Source organism: Rheinheimera mesophila (assembly GCF_000986865.1).
Classification (GTDB): domain Bacteria; phylum Pseudomonadota; class Gammaproteobacteria; order Enterobacterales; family Alteromonadaceae; genus Pararheinheimera; species Pararheinheimera mesophila.
In genome coordinates, this window is the sequence record NZ_LAVS01000097.1 from 1 (window position 1) to 22,384 (window position 22,384).

At 46.6% G+C, this 22,384-nt stretch carries 22 protein-coding genes; 19 read left to right on the forward strand and 3 right to left on the reverse strand.

Annotation, left to right across the window (positions count from 1 at the left end):
• The coding region (locus tag SD53_RS17405) for a DEAD/DEAH box helicase (protein ID WP_173425710.1) at positions 1-1,550 on the reverse strand (1,550 nt) is incomplete at its 3' end.
• 164 nt (positions 1,551-1,714) lie between these two features.
• Between SD53_RS17405 and mioC the strand changes: the two genes are divergently transcribed.
• From mioC to SD53_RS17475, 14 genes are all read left to right on the forward strand, one after another.
• Positions 1,715-2,161 carry an FMN-binding protein MioC gene (mioC, locus tag SD53_RS17410; RefSeq protein ID WP_046521477.1) on the forward strand — a complete coding sequence of 149 codons (447 nt, stop codon included), beginning with the start codon at positions 1,715-1,717 and terminating at the stop codon, positions 2,159-2,161.
• Positions 2,162-2,685: 524 nt separating this feature from the next.
• Positions 2,686-4,575 carry a tRNA uridine-5-carboxymethylaminomethyl(34) synthesis enzyme MnmG gene (gene mnmG, locus SD53_RS17415; RefSeq protein WP_046521478.1) on the forward strand — a complete coding sequence of 630 codons (1,890 nt, stop codon included), beginning with the start codon at positions 2,686-2,688 and terminating at the stop codon, positions 4,573-4,575.
• Between the two features lie 14 nt (positions 4,576-4,589).
• Positions 4,590-5,207 (forward strand): 16S rRNA (guanine(527)-N(7))-methyltransferase RsmG, encoded by a 618-nt coding sequence (gene rsmG / locus SD53_RS17420; RefSeq protein ID WP_046521479.1) that lies wholly within the window; start codon positions 4,590-4,592, stop codon positions 5,205-5,207.
• A gap of 27 nt (positions 5,208-5,234) precedes the next feature.
• Positions 5,235-6,029 (forward strand): ParA family protein, encoded by a 795-nt coding sequence (locus tag SD53_RS17425; protein ID WP_046521480.1) that lies wholly within the window; start codon positions 5,235-5,237, stop codon positions 6,027-6,029.
• A gap of 22 nt (positions 6,030-6,051) precedes the next feature.
• Positions 6,052-6,945 (forward strand): ParB/RepB/Spo0J family partition protein, encoded by an 894-nt coding sequence (locus tag SD53_RS17430; RefSeq protein ID WP_046521481.1) that lies wholly within the window; start codon positions 6,052-6,054, stop codon positions 6,943-6,945.
• Positions 6,946-7,053: 108 nt separating this feature from the next.
• Complete coding sequence (locus SD53_RS18150) at positions 7,054-7,449, forward strand: ATP synthase subunit I (RefSeq protein ID WP_125060960.1); 396 nt, start codon at positions 7,054-7,056, stop codon at positions 7,447-7,449.
• A 15-nt stretch (positions 7,450-7,464) separates the two neighbouring features.
• Positions 7,465-8,325 carry a F0F1 ATP synthase subunit A gene (gene atpB, locus SD53_RS17440; protein ID WP_046521482.1) on the forward strand — a complete coding sequence of 287 codons (861 nt, stop codon included), beginning with the start codon at positions 7,465-7,467 and terminating at the stop codon, positions 8,323-8,325.
• Positions 8,326-8,369: 44 nt separating this feature from the next.
• The gene (atpE, locus tag SD53_RS17445; protein WP_004335261.1) at positions 8,370-8,603 is read left to right on the forward strand and encodes a F0F1 ATP synthase subunit C; all 234 of its coding nucleotides are present in this window, start codon (positions 8,370-8,372) and stop codon (positions 8,601-8,603) included.
• 51 nt (positions 8,604-8,654) lie between these two features.
• The gene (atpF, locus tag SD53_RS17450) at positions 8,655-9,125 is read left to right on the forward strand and encodes a F0F1 ATP synthase subunit B (protein WP_046521483.1); all 471 of its coding nucleotides are present in this window, start codon (positions 8,655-8,657) and stop codon (positions 9,123-9,125) included.
• Between the two features lie 12 nt (positions 9,126-9,137).
• Entirely contained in the window at positions 9,138-9,671 is a 534-nt protein-coding gene (gene atpH, locus SD53_RS17455) for a F0F1 ATP synthase subunit delta (RefSeq protein ID WP_046521484.1), read from the forward strand.
• 14 nt (positions 9,672-9,685) lie between these two features.
• Positions 9,686-11,227 (forward strand): F0F1 ATP synthase subunit alpha, encoded by a 1,542-nt coding sequence (gene atpA / locus SD53_RS17460; protein ID WP_046521485.1) that lies wholly within the window; start codon positions 9,686-9,688, stop codon positions 11,225-11,227.
• 54 nt (positions 11,228-11,281) lie between these two features.
• Positions 11,282-12,142 carry a F0F1 ATP synthase subunit gamma gene (gene atpG / locus SD53_RS17465; RefSeq protein ID WP_046521486.1) on the forward strand — a complete coding sequence of 287 codons (861 nt, stop codon included), beginning with the start codon at positions 11,282-11,284 and terminating at the stop codon, positions 12,140-12,142.
• A 31-nt stretch (positions 12,143-12,173) separates the two neighbouring features.
• Complete coding sequence (atpD, locus tag SD53_RS17470) at positions 12,174-13,559, forward strand: F0F1 ATP synthase subunit beta (protein ID WP_046521487.1); 1,386 nt, start codon at positions 12,174-12,176, stop codon at positions 13,557-13,559.
• Positions 13,560-13,584: 25 nt separating this feature from the next.
• Positions 13,585-14,001, forward strand: coding sequence for a F0F1 ATP synthase subunit epsilon (locus SD53_RS17475; RefSeq protein ID WP_046521488.1), 417 nt, complete (start codon positions 13,585-13,587; stop codon positions 13,999-14,001).
• Between the two features lie 107 nt (positions 14,002-14,108).
• Here SD53_RS17475 and SD53_RS17480 read toward each other — a convergent pair whose 3' ends face one another.
• Entirely contained in the window at positions 14,109-16,262 is a 2,154-nt protein-coding gene (locus tag SD53_RS17480; protein ID WP_046521489.1) for a winged helix-turn-helix domain-containing protein, read from the reverse strand.
• Positions 16,263-16,586: 324 nt separating this feature from the next.
• Between SD53_RS17480 and SD53_RS17485 the strand changes: the two genes are divergently transcribed.
• The 4 genes from SD53_RS17485 (at position 16,587) to glmU (ending at position 21,379) form a co-directional block, all read left to right on the forward strand.
• The gene (locus SD53_RS17485; RefSeq protein ID WP_046521490.1) at positions 16,587-16,844 is read left to right on the forward strand and encodes a hypothetical protein; all 258 of its coding nucleotides are present in this window, start codon (positions 16,587-16,589) and stop codon (positions 16,842-16,844) included.
• Positions 16,845-16,892: 48 nt separating this feature from the next.
• Complete coding sequence (locus SD53_RS17490) at positions 16,893-17,780, forward strand: TraB/GumN family protein (RefSeq protein WP_046521503.1); 888 nt, start codon at positions 16,893-16,895, stop codon at positions 17,778-17,780.
• A gap of 168 nt (positions 17,781-17,948) precedes the next feature.
• Positions 17,949-19,901: an alpha/beta hydrolase family protein gene (locus tag SD53_RS17495; RefSeq protein ID WP_046521491.1), complete on the forward strand. Its 1,953-nt coding sequence runs from the start codon at positions 17,949-17,951 to the stop codon at positions 19,899-19,901.
• 113 nt (positions 19,902-20,014) lie between these two features.
• On the forward strand, positions 20,015-21,379 hold the full coding sequence (gene glmU / locus SD53_RS17500; RefSeq protein ID WP_046521492.1) for a bifunctional UDP-N-acetylglucosamine diphosphorylase/glucosamine-1-phosphate N-acetyltransferase GlmU: 1,365 nt from the start codon (positions 20,015-20,017) through the stop codon (positions 21,377-21,379).
• Positions 21,380-21,440: 61 nt separating this feature from the next.
• On the opposite strand, the gene SD53_RS17505 is transcribed toward glmU, so the two are convergent.
• On the reverse strand, positions 21,441-21,626 hold the full coding sequence (locus tag SD53_RS17505) for a hypothetical protein (protein WP_046521493.1): 186 nt from the start codon (positions 21,624-21,626) through the stop codon (positions 21,441-21,443).
• Positions 21,627-21,760: 134 nt separating this feature from the next.
• On the opposite strand from SD53_RS17505, the gene SD53_RS17510 reads away from it, so the two are divergent.
• Positions 21,761-22,333, forward strand: a complete 573-nt coding sequence (locus SD53_RS17510) for a DUF1439 domain-containing protein (protein ID WP_046521494.1) — start codon at positions 21,761-21,763, stop codon at positions 22,331-22,333.
• Positions 22,334-22,384 lie beyond the last annotated feature (51 nt).

A 22,384-nucleotide genomic window follows, 5' to 3' on the forward strand; every position in this document is an offset into this window, starting at 1 on the left:
GCTTCATTGGCGATAGCACCAACGATGTCACCGGCACGCACGCCATGCTCTTTACCCACTTCAATACGGTAGTTGGTGTAGTCACCTTTTAACTCACGACGTGGACGTGGAGGACGATCGCCGCGCTCAGCACGATCACCAGAACGTTCTGGTCTGTCACCACGGGCAAATTTATCACGGCCACCTGCACGGTCATCGCGGTCGCGGCTATGGGGCTCACGGATTTCCGGGAACTGAGATGCAACGTTTAACGGCTGGTCTTTCTGCGCCAGATATAACAAGGCAGCAGCCATATCGATATCTGTCGTTTCCAGCTTTTCACGCCAATCGTTTACCAGATCCATAAAGAAGCTTAAATTCTTCGCTTCGATGGTCTGAGCTAACTGAGCGCGGAACGCTTCGATACGACGCTGTTCGATCACCTGACCGGTAGGCAGCGACATTTTTTCAATCGGCTGACGAGTTGCGTGTTCGATAGTGCGCAGCAAACGGCGTTCACGTGGTGATACGAAAAGTATCGCCTTACCTTCACGACCAGCACGACCGGTACGACCAATACGATGCACATAAGCTTCGCTGTCGTATGGAATGTCATAGTTGATCACCAGACTGATACGTTCTACGTCCAGACCACGAGCAGCAACGTCTGTGGCTACGATCACGTCCAGTTGATCGGCTTTTAAACGACGGATGGTTTGTTCGCGGTGAGCCTGGTTCATATCACCGTTTAAGCAAGCAACGGCATAGCCACGGGCGCCGAGTTTTTCTGCAATCTCTTCTGTCGCACTTTTGGTCCGCACGAAAATGATGCTGGCATCATATTCTTCGCCTTCCAGAATACGGGTTAACGCATCCAGCTTCTGATTGTTATCTAACATCACGTAACGCTGTTGAATTCGTTCAACAGTGGAGGTTTTTGATTCAATTTTCACTTCAGAGGCATTTTTTAAATGCTTCTGAGCAATAGCACGGATCTGGTTTGGCATAGTGGCAGAGAACATCGCCACCTGACGGCCCGGCGGAGTCGCATCCATGATGGTTTGTACATCATCGATAAAACCCATACGCAACATTTCATCGGCTTCATCCAGCACTATGGCGCGCAGTCTGTCTAACACTAAAGTGCCACGGTCCAGGTGATCCATGATACGGCCTGGTGTACCGACAATCACCTGAGAACCACGTTTCAGCGCTTTTAACTGAGTGGTGTAATTTTGACCGCCGTATAAAGGCAGTACGTGGAAAGCTGGCATATAACGGGCATAAGCCTGGAACGCTTCGGCAACCTGGATAGCCAGTTCGCGGGTCGGTGCCAACACTAAAATTTGTGGATCGTTTTGGGCTGGATCTAAACGGGCCAATAAAGGCAGCGCGAACGCCGCTGTTTTACCAGTACCGGTTTGGGCTTGGCCCAGCAAGTCTTCACCAGCCAGTAACTTAGGAATAGCCGCTTCCTGAATTGGAGACGGATGTTCATAACCAAGTTCTAAAACTGCACGAAGAATAGGTTCCGGCAGCGCTAGCTGGGAAAAAGACATGGACTCGGACATATATTGTATAAACCTCAATAACACGCAGGCGAACGGGTTGTGCTATTGTAGATTTACTGAGCCTGCTTTGCAGTAAAAATACCCAAAAGGTGCAAGAAGCATTCGCTTTGCACGTTTTAATTCCAGTAGTATAGCCAATCATTTCACTGACAATAGGATGCAGTATGATTGAGATCCTTGTGGGCAGCCAAATGGGCGCTGCGGAGTATGCAGCAGAACAAGTAGCTGAAACTTTGGAAAAAGCGGGTTATGAAGTAAAACTTCATCTCACCCCTGATTTAACACAGTTAACCAAAAACAGTATCTGGTTAGTCGTCACTTCGACGTATGGCGCAGGGGATCTGCCCGATAATATCCAACCTTTTGTGGATCAATTAGCACAAGATCAGACAGATCTTACCACAGTTTCCTACGCAGTGATCACTTTAGGTGATTCCAGTTACGATACTTTTTGTTTGGCCGGTAAAAAAATCTCTGCGCTTTTCGCCTCTTTAGGTGCAGTTTTATTGTTACCAGGACTGGATATAGATGTTTTAACCGCTGAACTGCCCGAAGATCAAGCTTTAGCCTGGTTGCCTAAATTGATCAACACTCTGCCTAAATCTGTCTGAGTTATACACAGCCCGATCTTCTGACTATTTGTCCTCCAAGGCCCGTTAACAAAGGGCCTTTCATCATGTCCGCCCCTGCGATGATCCACTTCTGTCTCATAAGGATCATACTTATGATCCAGTTACACATAGATATCCACAGTTTATACTAAAATTTAAGCGCAATGTGTATAAGTACAGTTATAACTTATGTAAAAGCTGAAGTTATCCTCTGAGCAATAAACGCATCTGCCCACCTTGTGTATAAAAAGGCTAGTTAAACACCGCTTATCCGAGCCAGGATCTTGTGTTGATCACAGGATCCGATCCTTTCTAACTAATTGATCTTCAAAATAGATCAAAGGTTACCCACAGAAAAGCCTCTGTATAGTAGTAAACATAATAAAAAGATCTCTTTAAAGATCCTTATATATAACTAGTGATCTTTTCAGGATCGTGATCGAGTTTTAATCATTTCCCTAAGCCTCAGATCCAGTTACAATACGCGCCCTTTTTACAGAACTGGTTTTGAGTTCGAGGCCTATATGCTTTATCAGCAAACATTTGATGTCATCGTTGTTGGTGGTGGTCACGCCGGCACAGAGGCTGCACTGGCTGCGGCCCGCATGGGAATGCAAACTTTATTGCTGACTCACAACGTTGAGACCTTAGGTCAGATGTCCTGCAATCCGGCCATTGGTGGCATTGGTAAAGGTCATCTGGTCAAAGAGATCGATGCTTTAGGTGGTGTCATGGCCAAAGCCACGGATCGTGCCGGGATCCAGTTCAGAACTTTAAATAGTTCAAAAGGCCCAGCAGTACGTGCAACACGAGCTCAGGCCGACCGTCAGCTCTATCGCGCTGCTGTGCGCCATGTGCTTGAAAATCAGCCAAATCTGAAGATCTTTCAGCAAGCCTGTGATGATTTGATCGTAGAAAATGATCAGGTTTGTGGTGTCGTGACCCAAATGGGTTTGAAATTTAAAGCTAAATCAGTAGTGCTGACTGTAGGTACCTTCCTCGGTGGTCAGATCCATATTGGTTTAGAAAATTACAGTGGTGGCCGTGCTGGCGATCCGCCTTCTATCGCTTTGGCACGACGTTTACGTGAATTGCCTTTCCGTGTTGGTCGGTTAAAAACCGGTACTCCACCTCGTATCGATGCCAGAACCGTTGATTTTTCAGTGATGCAGGCTCAGCCTGGTGATAACCCGACACCAGTATTTTCCTTTATGGGGTCGCACAAGGATCAACCGACTCAGATCCCTTGCCATATCACCTACACCAACGAGCAAACCCATGACATTATCCGTAATGGTTTAGACCGCTCCCCTATGTACACTGGGGTGATTGAAGGTATAGGCCCACGTTATTGTCCTTCGATTGAAGACAAGATCACCCGTTTTGCTGACAAAGATAAACACCAGATTTTTATTGAACCTGAAGGCTTAACCACGCACGAGCTGTATCCAAACGGAATCTCGACCAGTTTGCCTTTTGATGTGCAGTTAAACCTGGTGCGTTCGATCAAAGGTATGGAAAATGCCCATATCACCCGCCCTGGTTATGCGATTGAATACGACTTTTTTGATCCTAGGGATTTAAAAACTTCGCTGGAAACCAAGTTTATCAAAGGCTTGTTTTTTGCAGGACAAATCAATGGCACCACAGGTTATGAAGAAGCAGGTGCTCAGGGCTTGATTGCAGGTCTGAACGCTGCGCTTTTTGCTCAGGACAAAGAGTCCTGGACACCAAGTCGGGATCAGGCTTATGTCGGTGTGCTGATTGACGACTTGACCACTATGGGCACGAAAGAGCCGTACCGTATGTTCACCAGCCGTGCTGAATACCGTCTGATGTTACGGGAAGACAATGCTGACATTCGTTTAACCGCCAAAGGCCGTGAATTAGGTTTGGTCGACGATGCGCGTTGGACAGCCTTTAACCTGAAAATAGAACAGATTGAACTGGAACGTCAGCGCCTGAAACAGCAGTGGATCCATCCACAACATGCGGCCTTGGCTGAAGTGAATAAGTTGGTGAAAACTCCGCTGAGCAAAGAAGCCAGTCTGGAAGATTTGATCCGTCGTCCTGAAGTGAATTACAAAGATCTGATGAACATTGGTTTGATTGGCCCTGGGCTGGCCGATGCTGCTGCGGCTGAACAGGTTGAAATTCAGATCAAATACGAAGGTTATATCAATCGTCAGCAGGACGAAATCTCCAAGCAGGAACGCAACGAAAACACCCGTCTGCCAGCCAATTTTGACTACAAAGCAGTCAAAGGTTTGTCTAACGAAGTGATACTTAAACTGAATCAGGTGCAGCCTGAAACTATGGGTCAGGCGTCGCGTATTTCAGGCATTACCCCTGCGGCCATTTCGTTATTGCTGGTCTACCTGAAAAAACAGGGTTTACTGCGCAAATCTGCTTAAGCATTGGGATCATCATGCTGGAAAAATTAAAAAAGCTGGTCGCACAGACCAGCTTAGTTTTATCTGAACTCCAACTGCAGCAGTTGGTCGCGTATGTCCAGTTACTGGACAAATGGAACAGTGCTTACAATCTGACTTCAGTGCGTGATCCAGAAGAAATGCTGGTGAAACACATTATGGACAGCTTAGTGGTCGCGCCTTTTGTCAGCGGACAACGTATTATCGATGTCGGTACTGGCCCTGGTTTACCCGGTATTCCACTGGCCATCGCTTTACCTGACAAGCAATTTTATCTGCTGGACAGCCTGGGTAAACGGATTCGTTTTTTAAATCACGTCAAACTACAGTTGAAACTGCAAAACTTTGAAGCGATTCAGAGCCGGGTGGAAGATCATCAACCTGAAACAGGGTATGATGCGGTGTTAAGCCGGGCTTTTGCCTCGATGAGCGATATGGTGAACTGGTGCCAGCATTTGCCTGCAGCTCATGGCCAGTTTTTGGCCATGAAAGGTGCTTTAGTTCAAGAAGAAATTGCAGCTTTGCCGAATTTTGTTAAAGTTGTCGGCAGTCATCCGTTACAAGTGCCAACACTGAACGCCGAACGTTATCTGGTGGTGTTGGAGAAAGTCTAATTTAATCAAATACGTATTGGGGTCCTTGTGGGAAAAGTCATAGCTATTGCAAACCAGAAAGGTGGTGTGGGCAAAACAACCACAGCGGTCAATCTGGCTGCGTCTATGGCTGCGACCAAACGCAAAGTACTGCTGATTGATTTAGACCCACAAGGCAATGCCACTATGGGCAGCGGTGTCGACAAATACGCTGTACCTGCCAGTGCTTATGAATTACTGGTAGAAGAAAAACCCTTCGCTGAAGTGGTAGTGAAAGAAACCGCAGGTGGTTATCACCTGGTCGCAGCCAATTCGGACGTGACAGCAGCCGAAGTGCGTTTACTCAATGTGTTTGCCCGTGAACTGCGGTTACGCAACGCGCTCAAAGAAGCCCGCCAGCAGTATGATTTTATTTTTATCGACTGCCCGCCTGCTCTGAACATGCTGACAGTGAATGCGATGGCTGCCGCTGATTCAGTGCTGGTGCCTATGCAGTGTGAATATTATGCGCTGGAGGGGTTAACAGCTCTGATGGACACCATCAATCAGCTAACCTCTGTAGTCAATGCTGATCTGAAAATCGAAGGCATTTTGCGGACTATGTACGACCCACGGAATCGTTTGGCCAATGATGTGTCTGAGCAATTGAAGCAACATTTTGGTGATAAAGTCTACCGTGCTGTGATCCCACGTAATGTGCGACTGGCGGAAGCGCCAAGTTTTGGTACACCCGTGATGTATTACGATAAAGGTTCAACAGGGGCTAAAGCTTATCTGGCGCTTGCTGGTGAAATTTTACGCCGTGCTGATAAAAAAACCGTAAAAACCACTACTCCTGCCTAATTGACAAGGAATACAACTGAAGATGTCGGTAAAAAAACGTGGCTTAGGCCGGGGCTTAGACGCTTTACTCACTACTAAACCTGTGTCTGATCAACAGAATGGCGCCAACTTTTCTTCAGCGCAGCAAAGCGAGTTGCAAAAACTGCCGATCGAATGGCTCAAGCCGGGTAAATACCAGCCACGTAAGGACATGTCGCAGGAAGCACTGGAGGATTTAGCCAGTTCAATCCGGTCTCAAGGGGTTATCCAGCCCATTGTGGTGCGTCAAATTGGTGAACAATCTTACGAAATCATCGCAGGTGAGCGCCGTTGGCGAGCCAGCCAGTTGGCACAACTGGATGTTATTCCTTGTATTATCAAAGATGTACCAGATGAAGCCGCAGTCGCTATTGCCCTGATTGAAAACATTCAGCGCGAAGATCTGAATGCGATGGAAGAGGCTATTGCGCTGCAGCGTTTATTGTCCGAGTTTGAACTGACCCATCAGCAAGTGGCTGATGCTGTAGGTAAATCACGGGCTACAGTCACCAACTTATTACGTCTGAATCAGTTGAATGATGACGTGAAGTTATTGCTGGAGCACGGTGACATTGAAATGGGCCATGCCCGGGCTTTATTGGCTCTGGATGGTTTAGCGCAATCTGATGCTGCCCGCATCGTGGCTGCCAAGCAGATGACGGTGCGTGATACCGAAAATCTGGTGCGCCGTCTGCTTGAACCTGCCCCTGAAGTTACTCCTAAAGTTAAAGATCCGGATGTCAGTTCGCTGGAACAACGTTTAAGTGAACGTTTTGCTGCCCCTGTTGAGATTAATTACAACAAAAAAGGCAAAGGTAATCTGGTTATTTCATACAGCAGCCTGGATGAGCTGGAAGGCATATTGAACAAATTACAGCCAGAGCATTCTGAATCCTAGGCTGTAATTTTTCATTATCTCAGACAAAAATCAGACTGAGGCCGCTTTTTCTTGCAAAAAAAAGGCAGATAAGTATACTTGCGACGGCATTTTAACCGTGGTTTACAGATGGTTCAGACGGAACAAATTACAACGGCCTTACACCAAAAAAATAAGAAACAGGCTTATAAATTTGTTGTTTTTCAGCTGATCCTGACCTTTTTTATCGCCGCATTTTTCTCTTATTTTGGCGTAAATGAAGCTAAATCAGCCCTGAAGGGCGGACTTATCGCTGTAATTGCTAATGTAGTATTTGTTTTTTTATCGTTTAAAGTGGATGCAGCACAAAACCAAGAAATGGCCAGGCAAATGATGCAAAAGGCCGTATCACTGAAAACGATGATAAGTATTTTATTATTCGCAGCTGTTTTGACTGGTTCGGCCATTGAAGCCGCGCCTTTTTTATTGACCTACGCTTTAGTAGTGATGCTGCAATTTTGTACAGCTTTCTTTTTTAAACATTAACTATTGGGACTAAAAATGGCAGCAGGCGAAGAGATTACTCTTACCGGTCATATTCAGCACCACCTTACTAATGCAAAAATGTGTACTGTCGATGGCAGTGTCGCGTTTAACAAAGCGTGTAGTGAGGCGGGTTTCTGGACATGGCACATTGACACCTTGGCATGGTCTATTGGCTTGGGTTTGCTTTTTTTGTTTTTATTCAAAAGAGCAGCGAACAAGGCCACAGTAGGCGTACCAGGTAAATTTCAGTGTTTTATCGAAATGGTTGTTGAGTTTGTAGCCAACAACGTAAAAGACACGTTCCACGGCAAAAGCAAACTTATTGCTCCGCTAGCCCTGACGATTTTCGTTTGGGTATTCCTGATGAACCTGATGGATTTGATCCCAGTTGATTTCCTGCCTGCATTTGCCGGTTTTGTCGGTGAAGCTGGGTTTGGTGTTGATTATCATGATGTGTACATGAAAATTGTACCCACTACAGACATCAATATGACTGCAGCTCTGGCTATTGGCGTATTTATGCTGATGATCGGCTACTCCATCAAAATTAAAGGCGTGACAGGCTTTGTTAAAGAGTTGACTCTGCACCCTTTCCATGCCGCAAACCCGTTTGTTCAGGCGTTGTTAGTGCCTTTTAACCTGTTATTAGAATTGATCGCATTAGTTGCCAAGCCGTTCTCACTGGCACTGCGTCTGTTCGGTAACCTGTACGCTGGTGAACTGATCTTTATCCTGATCGGTGCCATTGGTCTGTTGCAGTTACCACTGCACTTTGTCTGGGCTGTATTCCACATCCTGGTTATCGTGTTACAAGCTTTCGTATTTATGATGCTGACCATTGTTTATCTGAGCATGGCCAGTGCTGACAATCACTAAAAGATTTCGCTTTAACTTTAACAATTGAAACTTTGGAGAAAAAAATGGAACTAGTATTAGGTTTAAAATATATCGCTGTTGCTCTGTTAATCGGTTTCGGTGCCATCGGTACTGCAATTGGTTTCGGTAACATGGGTGGTAAGTTCTTAGAAGCTTGTGCCCGTCAGCCAGAGTTAGCTCCTTCACTGCAGGTTAAAATGTTCATCCTTGCAGGTCTGATCGATGCGGTAGCAATGATCGGTGTTGGTATTGCAATGGTGTTGTTGTTCGTTCTGTAATTCAAAACACACGTTTTTTAATGAACAACAACTTTAATAGGAGGAGGGGTCGTGAATCTTAACGCCACTCTACTCGGAGAGTTAATAGCTTTCGCAGTGTTCGTGCTGTTCTGCATGAAGTTTGTATGGCCACCACTGATTGGTGCTATAGAAGCTCGTCAGCAAAAGATTGCTGACGGTTTAGCAGCCTCTGACCGTGCTGAACAAGACTTACGTCTGGTTCAGGAAAAGGTCAAGCAGCAATTAGCTGAAGCCAAAGCACAGGCTTCTGCATTAATTGATCAGGCTAAAAAGCGTGAACAACAAATTATTGATGAAGCTTCTGTTAAAGCTCAGTCTGAGCGCGAGAAGATCCTTGCTCAGGCTAAAGCTGAAATCGACGCTGAACGTATTAAAGCCAGAGAAGAATTACGCAAGCAGGTTGCAGTGTTAGCTGTAGCTGGTGCTGAACGCATTCTTCAGCGTTCTATTGATGAAGCTGCTCACAGCGACATCCTGGAAAAACTGGTCGCAGAACTTTAATGAGGGTGAGCCATGTCTAAACTGACTATCGTTGCTCGTCCTTATGCTAAAGCAGCTTTTGACGTTGCTGTAGAGCAAAAAGCATTGGATACCTGGGCTACTATGTTGTTTTTCGCGGCTGAAGTTGCAAAAAACACGGAAGTCGCCTCGCGGTTACGTGCTTTGGGCTCTGCTGAAAATCAGGCTGACTTTTTTATCAAAGTATGCGCAGAACAGCTGAATAGTTCGGGCCAAAACCTGATTCGGATCATGGCTGAAAACCATCGTTTAGTCGCTTTGCCAGAAGTCTTCGACGCCTTTATTCAGTTAAAAGCTGAATATGAAAAAGAAGCCACAGTTGATGTGGTTTCTGCGACTGAATTAGACGCGGCTCAGCAAGCGAAACTGGTTGAGGCTTTATCGCAACGTTTAGCACGTAAAGTAAAATTGAACTGCAGTGTAGATCCGGCCGTCGTTGGCGGTATGGTTATCAAAGCCGGGGATATGGTGATTGATGGCTCGGTTCGTGGCAAATTACATCGTTTAGCTACTGCACTGCAGTCATAATTGGGGATTAGAGCATGCAACTGAATTCCACTGAAATTTCTGAACTGATCAAAAAACGTATTGAACAGTTTGAAGTTGTCAGTGAAGCTCGTAACGAAGGTACTATCGTCGCTGTTACTGACGGTATTATCCGTATCAATGGCCTTGCTGACTGTATGCAGGGCGAGATGATCGAGCTTCCTGGCAGCCGTTACGCTATCGCATTAAACCTTGAGCGCGACTCAGTAGGTGCTGTAGTAATGGGTCCATATGCGGACCTGCGTGAAGGTACCAAAGTTAAATCTACTGGCCGTATCCTTGAAGTGCCAGTTGGTCCAGGTCTGTTAGGCCGTGTGGTCAACACTTTAGGTGAGCCAATCGACGGTAAAGGTCCAATCGATGCTGCTGGTTTTGCTCCAGTAGAAAAAATTGCTCCAGGCGTTATCGATCGTCGTTCAGTAGACCAACCTCTGCAAACTGGTTACAAGTCTGTTGACTCCATGATCCCAATCGGTCGTGGTCAGCGTGAATTATTAATCGGTGACCGTCAGACGGGTAAAACGGCTTTAGCTATCGATGCCATCATCAACCAGAAAACCTCTGGCGTGAAATGTATCTATGTTGCCGTTGGCCAAAAAGCTTCTACTATCGCCAACGTAGTACGTAAACTGGAAGAGCACGGTGCTCTGGCCCACACTATTGTGGTTGTCGCTTCTGCTTCAGAAGCTGCTGCACTGCAATTCCTGGCGCCATACTCTGGTTGTACTATGGGTGAATACTTCCGTGACCGCGGTGAAGATGCACTGATCGTATACGATGACTTGTCTAAACAAGCCGTTGCTTACCGTCAAATCTCTCTGTTGTTACGTCGTCCACCAGGCCGTGAAGCTTACCCAGGTGACGTGTTCTATTTACACAGCCGTCTGTTAGAGCGCGCATCTCGTGTTAACGAGCATTATGTTGAGCGTTTCACCAATGGTGAAGTGAAAGGCAAAACCGGTTCATTAACTGCACTGCCAATTATCGAAACTCAGGCTGGCGACGTTTCTGCGTTCGTTCCAACCAACGTCATTTCGATCACTGACGGTCAGATCTTCTTAGAATCTGGTTTATTCAACGCCGGTATCCGTCCAGCCGTAAACGCTGGTATTTCGGTATCCCGTGTTGGTGGTGCGGCTCAAACCAAAATCATCAAAAAGTTAGGCGGCGGTATCCGTTTAGCCTTAGCTCAGTACTCTGAACTGGCGGCATTCGCCCAGTTTGCTTCTGACCTGGATGACGCGACTCGTGCGCAGTTAGATCACGGCCAGAAAGTAACTGAATTGATGAAACAGTTACAATACGCGCCAATGGGCGTGGCTGACATGGGTGTGTCTATTTTCGCGATTGAAAAAGGCTACATGAAAGATATCGAAGTTGCCAAAATCCTTGATTTTGAGGCCGCTTTAATTGCTTACATGCACTCAGAGCACGCAGCGTTTATGGCTGATCTGAACAAAACCGGTAACTACAACGACCAAATCGAAGCGACGTTAAAAGGCGCTATTGAGAAGTTCAAAGCAACTCAGACTTGGTAAACATATCGGGTGTGGGCAACCACACCTGGTCGTTGAAACTTTCGGAGATTAGTCATGGCCGGCGCAAAAGAGATAAAAAGTAAGATCGGGAGTATTAACAATACTCGTAAGATCACCAGCGCAATGGAAAAGGTAGCAGTCAGCAAAATGCGCAGAGCGCAAGAGCGGGTTGCACAAAGCCGTCCATACGCTGAAGGTATGCGCAAAGTGATCGGCAATATCGCGAATGGCAGCATTGAATACCGTCACCCGTTTTTAACGGAACGTCCGGTAAAAAATGTTGGCTACATTGTGATATCGACAGACCGTGGCCTTTGCGGCGGCTTGAATACCAACGAGTTCAAACGTATTGCTCTGGATATGAAAAATTGGAAAGAGCAAGGAGCACAAGCCCATATTGCGGTGATCGGTAACAAAGCGACAGCGTTTTTCAAACGTTTTGGCGGTAAGGTACTGGCACAACAATCGGGTTCAGGTGATGTTCCACGTTTGGCTGATGTGATTGGTTCGGTTCAGGTGATGCTCAAAGCATACGAAGAAGGCCGTATCGACCGCTTGTTCCTGGTGTTTAACAGATTCGTCAACACCATGAAACAAGAGCCAGTGATCGAACAACTCTTACCTTTGCCAAAAGCAGACGTAACAGCGAAAAGCCATAGCTGGGATTACATCTACGAGCCGGATCCAAAAGTAATTTTAGATAAATTACTTGGCCGCTACGTAGAGTCTCAGGTGTATCAGGGTGTAGTTGAAAACGCGGCCAGCGAACAAGCGGCCCGTATGGTGGCGATGAAAGCCGCTACAGACAACGCTGGTAACTTAATGGATGACCTGAAGTTGGTATACAACAAAGCGCGTCAAGCAGCTATTACTCAGGAACTGAGCGAAATCGTCGCCGGTGCCGCTGCTGTTTAAGGCTTAGGTTACAGAAATTAGAGGATTAAACATGAGTCAAGGTAAGGTAGTCCAAATCATTGGCGCCGTTGTGGATATCGACTTTCCACAAGAATCGGTACCTGGTATCTATGACGCGTTAAACGTAACAAGCGGCGACCTGGCTGGTTTAGTACTTGAAGTACAACAGCAATTAGGCGGCGGTACTGTGCGTGCTATCGCGTTAGGTTCAACTGACGGTTTACGTCGTGGCGCTGAAGTGTCTAACACTGGCAAAGCCATCCACGTACCAGTAGGTAAAGCGACTTTAGGTCGTATCATGAACGTGTTAGGCGAGCCAATCGACGAAGCGGGTCCTATCGGTGAAGATGAGCGTATGCCTATCCACCGTGCAGCACCAAGCTACGAAGATCAAGCCGCTTCAAACGCGCTGTTAGAAACAGGCATCAAGGTTATCGACCTGGTATGTCCGTTTGCCAAAGGCGGTAAAGTAGGTCTGTTCGGTGGTGCCGGTGTAGGTAAAACCGTAAACATGATGGAACTGATCCGTAACATCGCAATCGAGCACAGTGGTTACTCTGTATTCGCCGGTGTAGGTGAGCGTACCCGTGAAGGTAACGACTTCTACCACGAAATGAACGATTCAAACGTACTGGACAAAGTATCACTGGTGTATGGCCAGATGAACGAGCCGCCAGGCAACCGTTTACGTGTAGCTCTGACCGGTCTGACTATGGCCGAGAAGTTCCGTGACGAAGGCCGTGACGTGCTGTTCTTCGTGGACAACATCTACCGTTACACCCTGGCCGGTACTGAAGTATCAGCTCTGTTAGGTCGTATGCCGTCTGCAGTAGGTTACCAGCCAACGCTGGCCGAAGAGATGGGTGTACTGCAAGAGCGTATCACTTCAACCAAAACTGGTTCTATCACATCTGTACAAGCGGTTTACGTACCAGCGGACGACTTAACTGACCCGTCACCAGCGACTACGTTCTCTCACTTAGATGCGACAGTGGTATTGTCCCGTAACATCGCTTCTCTGGGTATTTACCCGGCGATCGATCCACTGGACTCTACTTCACGTCAGTTAGACCCGTTAGTGATAGGTAAAGAACACTATGACGTGGCCCGTGGCGTGCAGTCAGTGCTGCAACGTTACAAAGAATTAAAAGACATCATCGCCATCTTAGGTATGGACGAATTGTCTGATGAAGACAGAACTGTGGTTTATCGTGCACGTAAAATCCAACGTTTCCTGTCTCAGCCATTCTTCGTAGCCGAAGTATTCACTGGCTCTCCAGGCAAGTACGTTCCGCTGAAAGAAACTATCCGTGGTTTCAAAGGCATTCTGGAAGGTGAATTCGATCACATGCCAGAACAAGCCTTCTACATGGTTGGTTCTATCGACGAAGCGATCGAAAAAGCGAAGAAGCTGTAATCAACTACAGCTTTAGGAGAGCGAAATGGCAATGACAGTACAACTGGATGTGGTAAGCGCCGAAGAGCGGATTTTTTCTGGTCTGGTGGAATCCATTCAGGTAACAGGTAGTGAAGGTGAATTAGGTATTTTACCTGGTCACATTCCGCTTCTTACTGGAATCAAGCCTGGTATGGTTCGTATCGTCAAACAGTTTGGCGAAGAGCATCTGATTTATGTCGCTGGTGGCGTACTTGAAGTACAGCCGCACAGCGTCACAGTGCTGGCCGATGTCGCGGTGCGAGCTGAAGATCTGGATGAGCAAGCTGCGTTAGCTGCTCAGAAACGTGCAGAAGAAGCCATGCAAAACGCAGGTGCTGACTTCAACTATGCAGAAGCTGCAGCTCAATTGGCTGAAGCTATTGCCCAGTTACGTTTAATCCAGAAACTTCGCAAAAAATAAGCGGATTACTGCATGCTAAAAAGCCACCTTCGGGTGGCTTTTTTATTATTCTGATTTCTTACGTGATAAAGAGAGGTATGCAGCATGTTGGCTGCACCCCTCTGTGATCAGTTCTGCGGTTTCCACTGAATAAATTCCAGCGCAAGTTCTGGCGGAACAAAGACGGTGGCGTAGAGTTGGTCTGGATCATGTGGATCCGGGTAGATAGCTAACAGCTGATAAGGTAACTGGCCAGTTTGAGTTTCGCCTGTTGCCGTATCATGTAGTTCCAAATGTCCCAACATACCAAACCTATAGTGCTTTTGGCCCCGCATTAACCAAAGAGCCGTCAAGTTAGTGTCCGTGTTGCTCTTCAGTTCTCTATCATTTTTAGCACCATCGACATAACGCACCAGCTTGCCATCACGGTGATAGTACAATTGACCCTGGGCATCGAACTGAGCAAAAGTTCCGGTTGAAAAAGTAAGCTGGGTTAACTGATTGCTGACCAAATCCAGTTGCCATAGATTCTGGCTATTGCCTTGCAGTCTGGTCAGAACTAAACCGCTGTTATCGGGTAACCAGACTGCTTGGCCAAGATCCTGGGTTTCCAGCTTTTTGATCAATTGCTGCCTGTGTGTATCGTATAAATACAAGTTGCCCTGTTTGTGAAAAGCGATATAACGCCCGTCACCAGACCAGCTTATACCACTAAGTTTTTTGTCATCGGGTGCCAGCTCAGTGAGTTGAACATTCTGCCCCTGAGCGTTTAGCCAGAGTTGCCAACTGCCAGTCCAATTAGCGGAAAAAGCGTAGCTGTTGCTATCGACCGGAGATACCGCCAAATCTGCAGTGCTACCTTCGGTATCATTGAGTACTGTGATTTTTCGTTCAGCGACGTTAAAAGGCTGCTGTATTTTTATCAGTTGTGTAGCGTTCAGTGCTGCAGCGCCAGCGGTGAAATTGGAAATATACGCCTGATCTTCAGCGAGAAGAGTTAATTCACCCAGGGTAAAATCTTCAGAGAACTTGACGAGCGTCTGAGTTTTATCTGCCAGGTTAAGCCGGAGTATGCCGTTACCACCCGGCAGAATGAGGCTGGACTGGTCGATACTCCACTCCAGCCCCAACAAAATCATCGGGTAGGGTAAACTCGCCAGCCGGGTATGTTCTCTGCTGATTGGATCATAAAGGTAAATATCAGGTTTATTTGATTCAGGCATCAGTATATAAGCCAGTTTGCTGCCATCAGCAGACAGGGCCAGCATAGTGACGCCCAGGCCTGCGGAAGGTGCGGCCAACAGCGTCTGTACCGTCCCGGTGGTGAGGTTCTCCGCCAGCAGTGCATTGCTGGAATACAAGCCACCGCTGCCTTTGCTGTAGTACAGCCATTGTCCATCCGCGCTTTGTTGTGCAGTGCCAAAGCTCAGGCCTGCGCAAGAGGTGAGTTTTTTCACCTGATACTGGGGGTACTGGCTGAAATCATAGTTCTGATATTCACAATGTTTGCCATCTTTACTGATGAGCTGGACCAATAAATTACGGCTTGTTGGTTGCCAGGTTTGGATACTGTAAAAATGGTCGTTTCCTTCCAGTATCACTTCCTGTAACGCATTGCCTGTTCCCATTCCGAGTTTGCGCACAATAGCTCGTATAGTGCCGTCTGGCTGCGAGTGACTGTAAGCCAGAAGTTGTTTATCCGGAGACAATAAGGGGCGTGATTCAATACCTTTAAACCAGGTTATTTTTTGTCTGGTGACCATATCCATCTCGAGCACACCGGATGGGCCTTTCTGGCTGGCGGTTTTCTCTATTACGGTCGTTTCTGTAGTCGAATAAAAATACAGCGCGACAGAAATGACCAGCACCAAAGTAGCCAGCATGCCAGACCAAAAAGGCAGCCTGCGTTTGGGCCGCGTAGCTGAAATACTGCGCTGATGTTCTGAATCCGCCGGCAGATTGCTGGTTGTGTCTGAAACAGGCGGTAGTTGCAGACTGTAACCTTTACGGTGATGAGTTTTGATCAAGGATTGAGGCGCATCCGGATGCTGTAAAGCTTTACGAAGTTCTGACATAGCGCGGTTTATGGCATTGTCATCAACATAAGCTTGTTGCCAAATAGAGTCTATCAGTTGCTGGCGGGAGATTATTTTGCCGGGATGTTCAGTGAAGTAACACAACAGCTTACACAACAGCGGTTCGAGTTCTACCCGCTGAACCTTGTCATGAATACTGTAAGCTTCGGGCGTAAAGGTCCAGGGGCCTAGCTGTATCTTATCCATCTGTTAATTATTCTTCCATTTTTTAACTAATTGTAACTTTAACAGATGTTATTGCTGATTCAAATTAAATCAACTAAGCCGGCCTAAACCTTATAAATCCGTCATAAGGTTTTAATAATGTTTGTTTTATTTGTTTAAAAACAGTGGTTTAGCTTTTGTTTTCTTACCAATAAATTGCTTAGGTTCTGATAAGCGACTTTTAGCTTTTGGTGGATTAGATTGAGTTCAACACGCTGACGGACAACAGAGAAGTGCTCGGTTGCCGCGGACAAAATACCAGTAATGAACTCAAATTTTTAACCAACCACTAGAAGGAAAGTCAAAATGAAAACAGTAAAACACACAGGCTTAGGTTTCCTGATCCTCGTTACTTTATTCAGCAGTTCTGCAGCACTGGCGCAACAACTGGAATCTGATGAGGTGGTGGTTAAACCTGATACTGAAGTTCTGACCCAGATCAACACAATCAATAATTCTCTGATTCAGGAACTGAGAGTGCAATTAAGCCATAATATCAAGCACCAGGTGAATACGGCTTTGCTGCACTCTGCTGAACTGATCAAAAATTCACTGAGCCAATAGCTGACGATTCGCTACCTCAATTGAACCTGCAAAAACGGAATGATGACTATGAAACTAAAAACATTATGTAAAGCAAGTTTGGCAACACTGGTACTGGCTTCTGCTGCGTTATCAACTGCAGTCTTAGCAGAAACCTCGGTGTGGAAAGTGAGTAAAGGTAGTGATTATCTGTATGTTGCAGGCACTGTACATTTATTGCCTGAGTCTGCTTTCCCTTTGCCAGTCGAATTTAGCAATGCGTATAAAGACAGCGACACTCTGGTGCTGGAAACAAAAATACCAGAACCCACTGATACTAAGTTTCAGGCTGCAATGTTAAAAGCCATGACATACGACGACGGACGCAGCTTATCTAAGGTACTGTCACCTGGGGTACATAAACAACTGAGTGACTATTTCGCTCCATACGGTGTGCAACTGCAGCAGCTTGATAGCTACAAACCGGGCTTTATTATGATCCAGATGCTGGCGCTGGAAATGATGAAAGCTCAGATGAACGGAGAAGGTGTGGATAGCTACTTCGATAAACAAGCCAAAGCAGATGGCAAGCCACAACTGTATCTGGAGTCGGTAGAAAGCCAGATCAACTTATTGGCGAATATGGGTGAAGGTTATGAAGATTCTTTTGTGAAAATGAATCTTGACCAGTTTGGTGACTTTAAGCAGTACTTTTCGGCCATGATTGCAGCATGGCGCAGCGGTGATATGGTGAAGCTGAATGCTCTTGCTGTGGAACCAGCCCGGCAGATGGATCCAAAGTTGTATCAGGCATTATTTGTGCAGCGTAATCAAAATTGGTTACCACAAATTGAACAACTATTTGGTAACAACAGTACAGAGTTGGTACTGATTGGCGGTGGTCATCTGGCAGGCGAACATAGTGTACTGGCTTTATTACAACAGGCTGGTTACAAATTGGACCAAGTAAGTCAGTAAAGGGTATTGGCATTATCGCAGATGAACCAGCGGATAACAGAGAGTCCGGTGTATGCAACAACCGGACTTTCAGGCTGATTTTTTTTGCTAATTTCAGGCTGAACTTTGATTTTCTGCCTCCACGTCAAATATAATATATTAACAATAAAATAACATGGACAGTTTCTTATGAAGACAATAGCCCTTCTGCTGAGCCTGCTGTTTGCTGCTTCTGCTTCCGCTCTCAGTCTGGAAGACTACGCCAGACATGCTCAGTTTCTGGATATAAAAATTTCTCCGACCGGCAAATACTATGCAGCCACCAGCAGGACCGAAGACGGTACTATTCAGATTGTGGTGCTTGACCGGGCCACTATGGCATTGGTCTCCCAGCAGCATTTTCGTGGCAGAGAATCGATCTACGATTTTTATTGGGCCAAAGATGAACGTTTAGTGCTCAGTGTAGCCCGTGAAGTCGGATCATTAGAAAATCCGCAGCCAACGGGCGAGTTATTTGCCATGAACGCAGATGGTAAAAAGCGGCTGATGATTGCGGGCTACAGGGCCAGATTCAGCAGTTATGAATCCAATGAAGTGATCGATTGGTTACCGCAAGATGATGAGAACATTCTGACCGTCAGTTATGAATGGACTGCCGAAGAACCTGCCGCCAAAATTTACAAGCTGAATATCTACTCGGGACGTCGTAAGCTGATCGACAAAACTCCACTGCGCAGTACCCACAATACACCAGTGCGGGTGATTGTTGACGGCAACGCTGTGCCAAGATTTGCGATGGGTCTTGCTCAAAACAATCCGCAGCAGGTGGTGACGTTGTACCGCCCTAAAGCGGATGGGGACTGGACTGAATTGGCCCGCCATGATCTGGACAAAGGCAGTTTTATACCGCTGCGCTTCAGAGCTGGTGAGCAGGAGATTATTGGCCTGAGCAATAATACAACAGACACAGATGCGTTGACCGTACTCAATCTGGCCACCAAACAACAAAGTATTCTGGCTAAACATCCCAAAACCAATGTCGCTCCGGTGTATGCCATCAAAAATGGCAATATTGGCGAGATTATCGGTGCCACCTATGAGTACAAAACAGTCGAAACTGTGTTTTTTGAAGAGACCGAAGATCAGGATTTTGCCCGCAATATTGCAATGCTGATGCCGAGTTTCGCTGGCAGGACAGTGCAGATAAACTCAGCCACCCGGGATAATAAATTGATGGTGCTGTCGGTTTCTTCCGTTAATGCGACGCCGGATTTCTTTTTATTTGATACAGTGGCGAAAAAAGTAACTTATCTTTTCAGCAGTAAGGCCTGGTTAAAACCGGCTGAGTTACCGCAAACCCAAGCCATAGTGTATAAGTCCAGAGATGGCGTCGATATCCAGGCTTTGCTGACTTTACCCAAAGGCGTAGCGGCGGAAAACTTGCCATTGATCATGTTGCCGCATGGTGGGCCTCATGGTATCCGCGATAGTTTAAGGTCGGTTGACTCTGATGCCAAAGTACTGGCAGAGCACGGTTATGCCGTGTTACAGCCAAACTTCCGTGGTTCTGGTGGCTTTGGCCTGAGTTTTGAGCAGGCAGGTTACCGCAACTGGGGCCTGCGGATGATTGATGATATGACAGACGGTGTACAGCACTTAATTAAAACTAAGCTGGTGGATGCGAACAGAGTATGCAGCTATGGCGCTTCTTATGGTGGTTATGCTGCACTGATGAGTGCAATCCGCGAGCCTGAGTTATATAAATGCACAGTAGGTTTTGTCGGCGTTTATGATTTAAACCTGATGTTCACCGAAGGTGATATACCTGACAGAGACGCAGGCCTGGTGTATCTGGAAAAAGTGTTGGGGAAAGATGCCACTCAGTTAAACGCTCAATCCCCAATCCATAATCTGGATAAACTCAAAGCCCCGGTATTTTTGATCCACGGGGAAGAGGACAAACGTGTGCCATTGCTGCAGGCTGAGCGGTTGCGTGCGCAACTGGATAAACGTCAGCATCCTTATCAGTGGTTAGTCAAAGAAAATGAAGGTCACGGTTTTTACCGGCCAGAGAATAATGTTGAGCGGTGGCGGATGATGCTGGCTTTTTTTGACAAGTACATTGGTCAGAACAAGCCATAACTCAACATGAATGAATTCTGGATTGTGACTTTCAGCAAATATTCAGCCAGTAGCTGTACAGTCTGCTGCACTGGGTTAGAATACCAACAATTTACCAGAGATCAGGAATTTTCATGGCTTTAAATGTAGTGATATTAGCGGCCGGTAAAGGCACGCGGATGAAATCTGCTTTACCTAAAGTGCTGCACAAAGTAGCGGAACGCCCTATGGTGCAGCATGTGATCGACACGGCCCGTTCTTTGGGAGCGGAGTCTATTAACCTGGTCTATGGTTATGGCGCTGAGCAGCTAAAAGCCGCTTTGGGTGAACAGGATTTACATTGGGTATTACAAGCTGAACAGTTGGGTACTGGCCATGCAGTGCAGCAGGCCGAGCCTCATATTGCCGACAACGATACAGTGCTGGTGCTTTACGGTGATGTGCCTTTAACCCGTAAAGAAACTTTAGAGCAGTTATTGGCTGCCCGCACTGCTGATGGTTTAGCTGTGTTGACTGTGCATCTGGCCAACCCAACAGGTTATGGCCGCATGGTGCGCGAAAATGGCAAAGTGGTGGGGATAGTTGAGCAAAAAGACGCCAACGCTGAACAACTGAAAATCACTGAAGTCAACAGCGGTATTATGGCTGTGCCTGGTAAGCACCTGAAAAGATGGTTAAGCCAGTTACAGAATAACAATGCGCAGGGCGAATTCTACCTGACCGATATTATCGCTATGGCGCATAAAGAAGGCGTGGATATCACGACAGCTCATCCTGCCACTGCCATTGAAACTGAAGGTGCCAATAACCGCGTACAACTGGCGCAGTTAGAGCGTGCGTATCAGGCACGTAAAGCTGAAGAGCTGATGTTAAATGGGGCTAACCTGCGCGACCCGGCTCGTACCGATATTCGCGGTGAGGTCAGTGTTGGCAACGATGTGATGATCGACGTCAACGTGATTTTTGAAGGCAAAGTGGTGCTGGGTAACGGCGTAGTGATAGGTCCTAACTGTGTGATTAAAGATGCAGTGATCGGCGATCACACTGAAATCAAAGCCAACAGCATGATTGAAAAATCGACTGTGGGTGTTGGCTGCTCTGTCGGTCCTTATGCCCGCATCCGCCCTGAATCTGTATTAGCAGATGACAGCCATGTCGGTAACTTTGTTGAGCTGAAAAAAGCCACTTTAGGTGTCGGTTCTAAAGCTAACCATTTAACCTATTTAGGTGATGCAGTGATTGGCAGCAAAGTGAATATAGGTGCCGGTACTATTACCTGTAACTACGATGGTGCCAATAAGTTTGTCACTACCATTGAAGATGGCGTTTTTGTCGGTTCCAACAGCTCTCTAGTGGCGCCCGTCACTCTGGGCCAAAACTCTACTGTAGGTGCAGGTTCTGTGGTTACAGCCAGTGTCGCGGCAGATGAGCTGGTGGTCGCACGTTCGAAGCAACGCCATATCAGTGGCTGGAAAAGACCGGTGAAGATGAAGAAATAATGCTCGGCTGATTGGCAATACAACCCGTCCTCAGTGACGGGTTTTGTGTTCTACAAGGAGGTTAAAACAACACAGATAACCAGCTCATTGGAAACAATAACTCTGGTGCTATTAAAGAATGGCGATGTAAACCAAGATTCAGCCACTGCAATACGGAGTCAAAAGCCAGTAACAGCAGCACCAGCACAATAAAGGCAGTAATAAGCTGCCGCAGGCCTGGTAGTTGAATTGGATCTGATTTATTCATCGCTGCTCTCCCTGAAGTTCTGATACTAAGTCGGGTCTGGTTGCGAAATAGTTGGAGGCTTTACGAAAAAAAATCAGCACAGGTTCATTCGAACTTGCTAAAGTCCGCGCCAGACTCGTTTTAAGGATTGGCATATGATCAGCAAACACCTCATCCCGGCCATTGGCTTATTGCTATTAGCGTCTTGTACTCAATTGAATCATCTGGATATTTTCAGCCTGCAGCAGCAGGAGTTGCAGAGCTTATTACTGGAGCGCCTAGAGCAACAGCAAGGCAAAGGCAAGATGTTGGGCCTGCCTCTGACCTTGACTGTACGCCAGTTGGATTTGCAACTGGCGCCTGAGAATAAACAGCAGGTGGAGTTGAAGCTGGCTATTGGCGCTGAAGTGGATGCGTTGTTTAAACCCCTGTATACCGATCTGAATTTACACTTGTCAGCTTTGCCTTATTTTGACGATGAGAAAAATGCCATTTATCTGAAAAACTTAACCATTCTGGATTCCAGTGTCGGCAGTGGCAGCTCGCAGCTCAAACTGGCCCCTTTAAGCAACGAGGCCAAAGTGATTCTGGCGCAGTTGTTGGATCGCCAACCTGTCTATCAGCTTGATTGCAGCAAAGTCACCGAAAAAGTCTTATGTGGCATGCCTTTAACTTTAGTGTTGCAGCCGGGCGAGTTGTTGCTAAAGCCTAATTATCCAGCTCCGTAGTCGCTGTTTTATTACATTTAGGCAGAAAAAACAGCGTTCACTTCAAGGAAA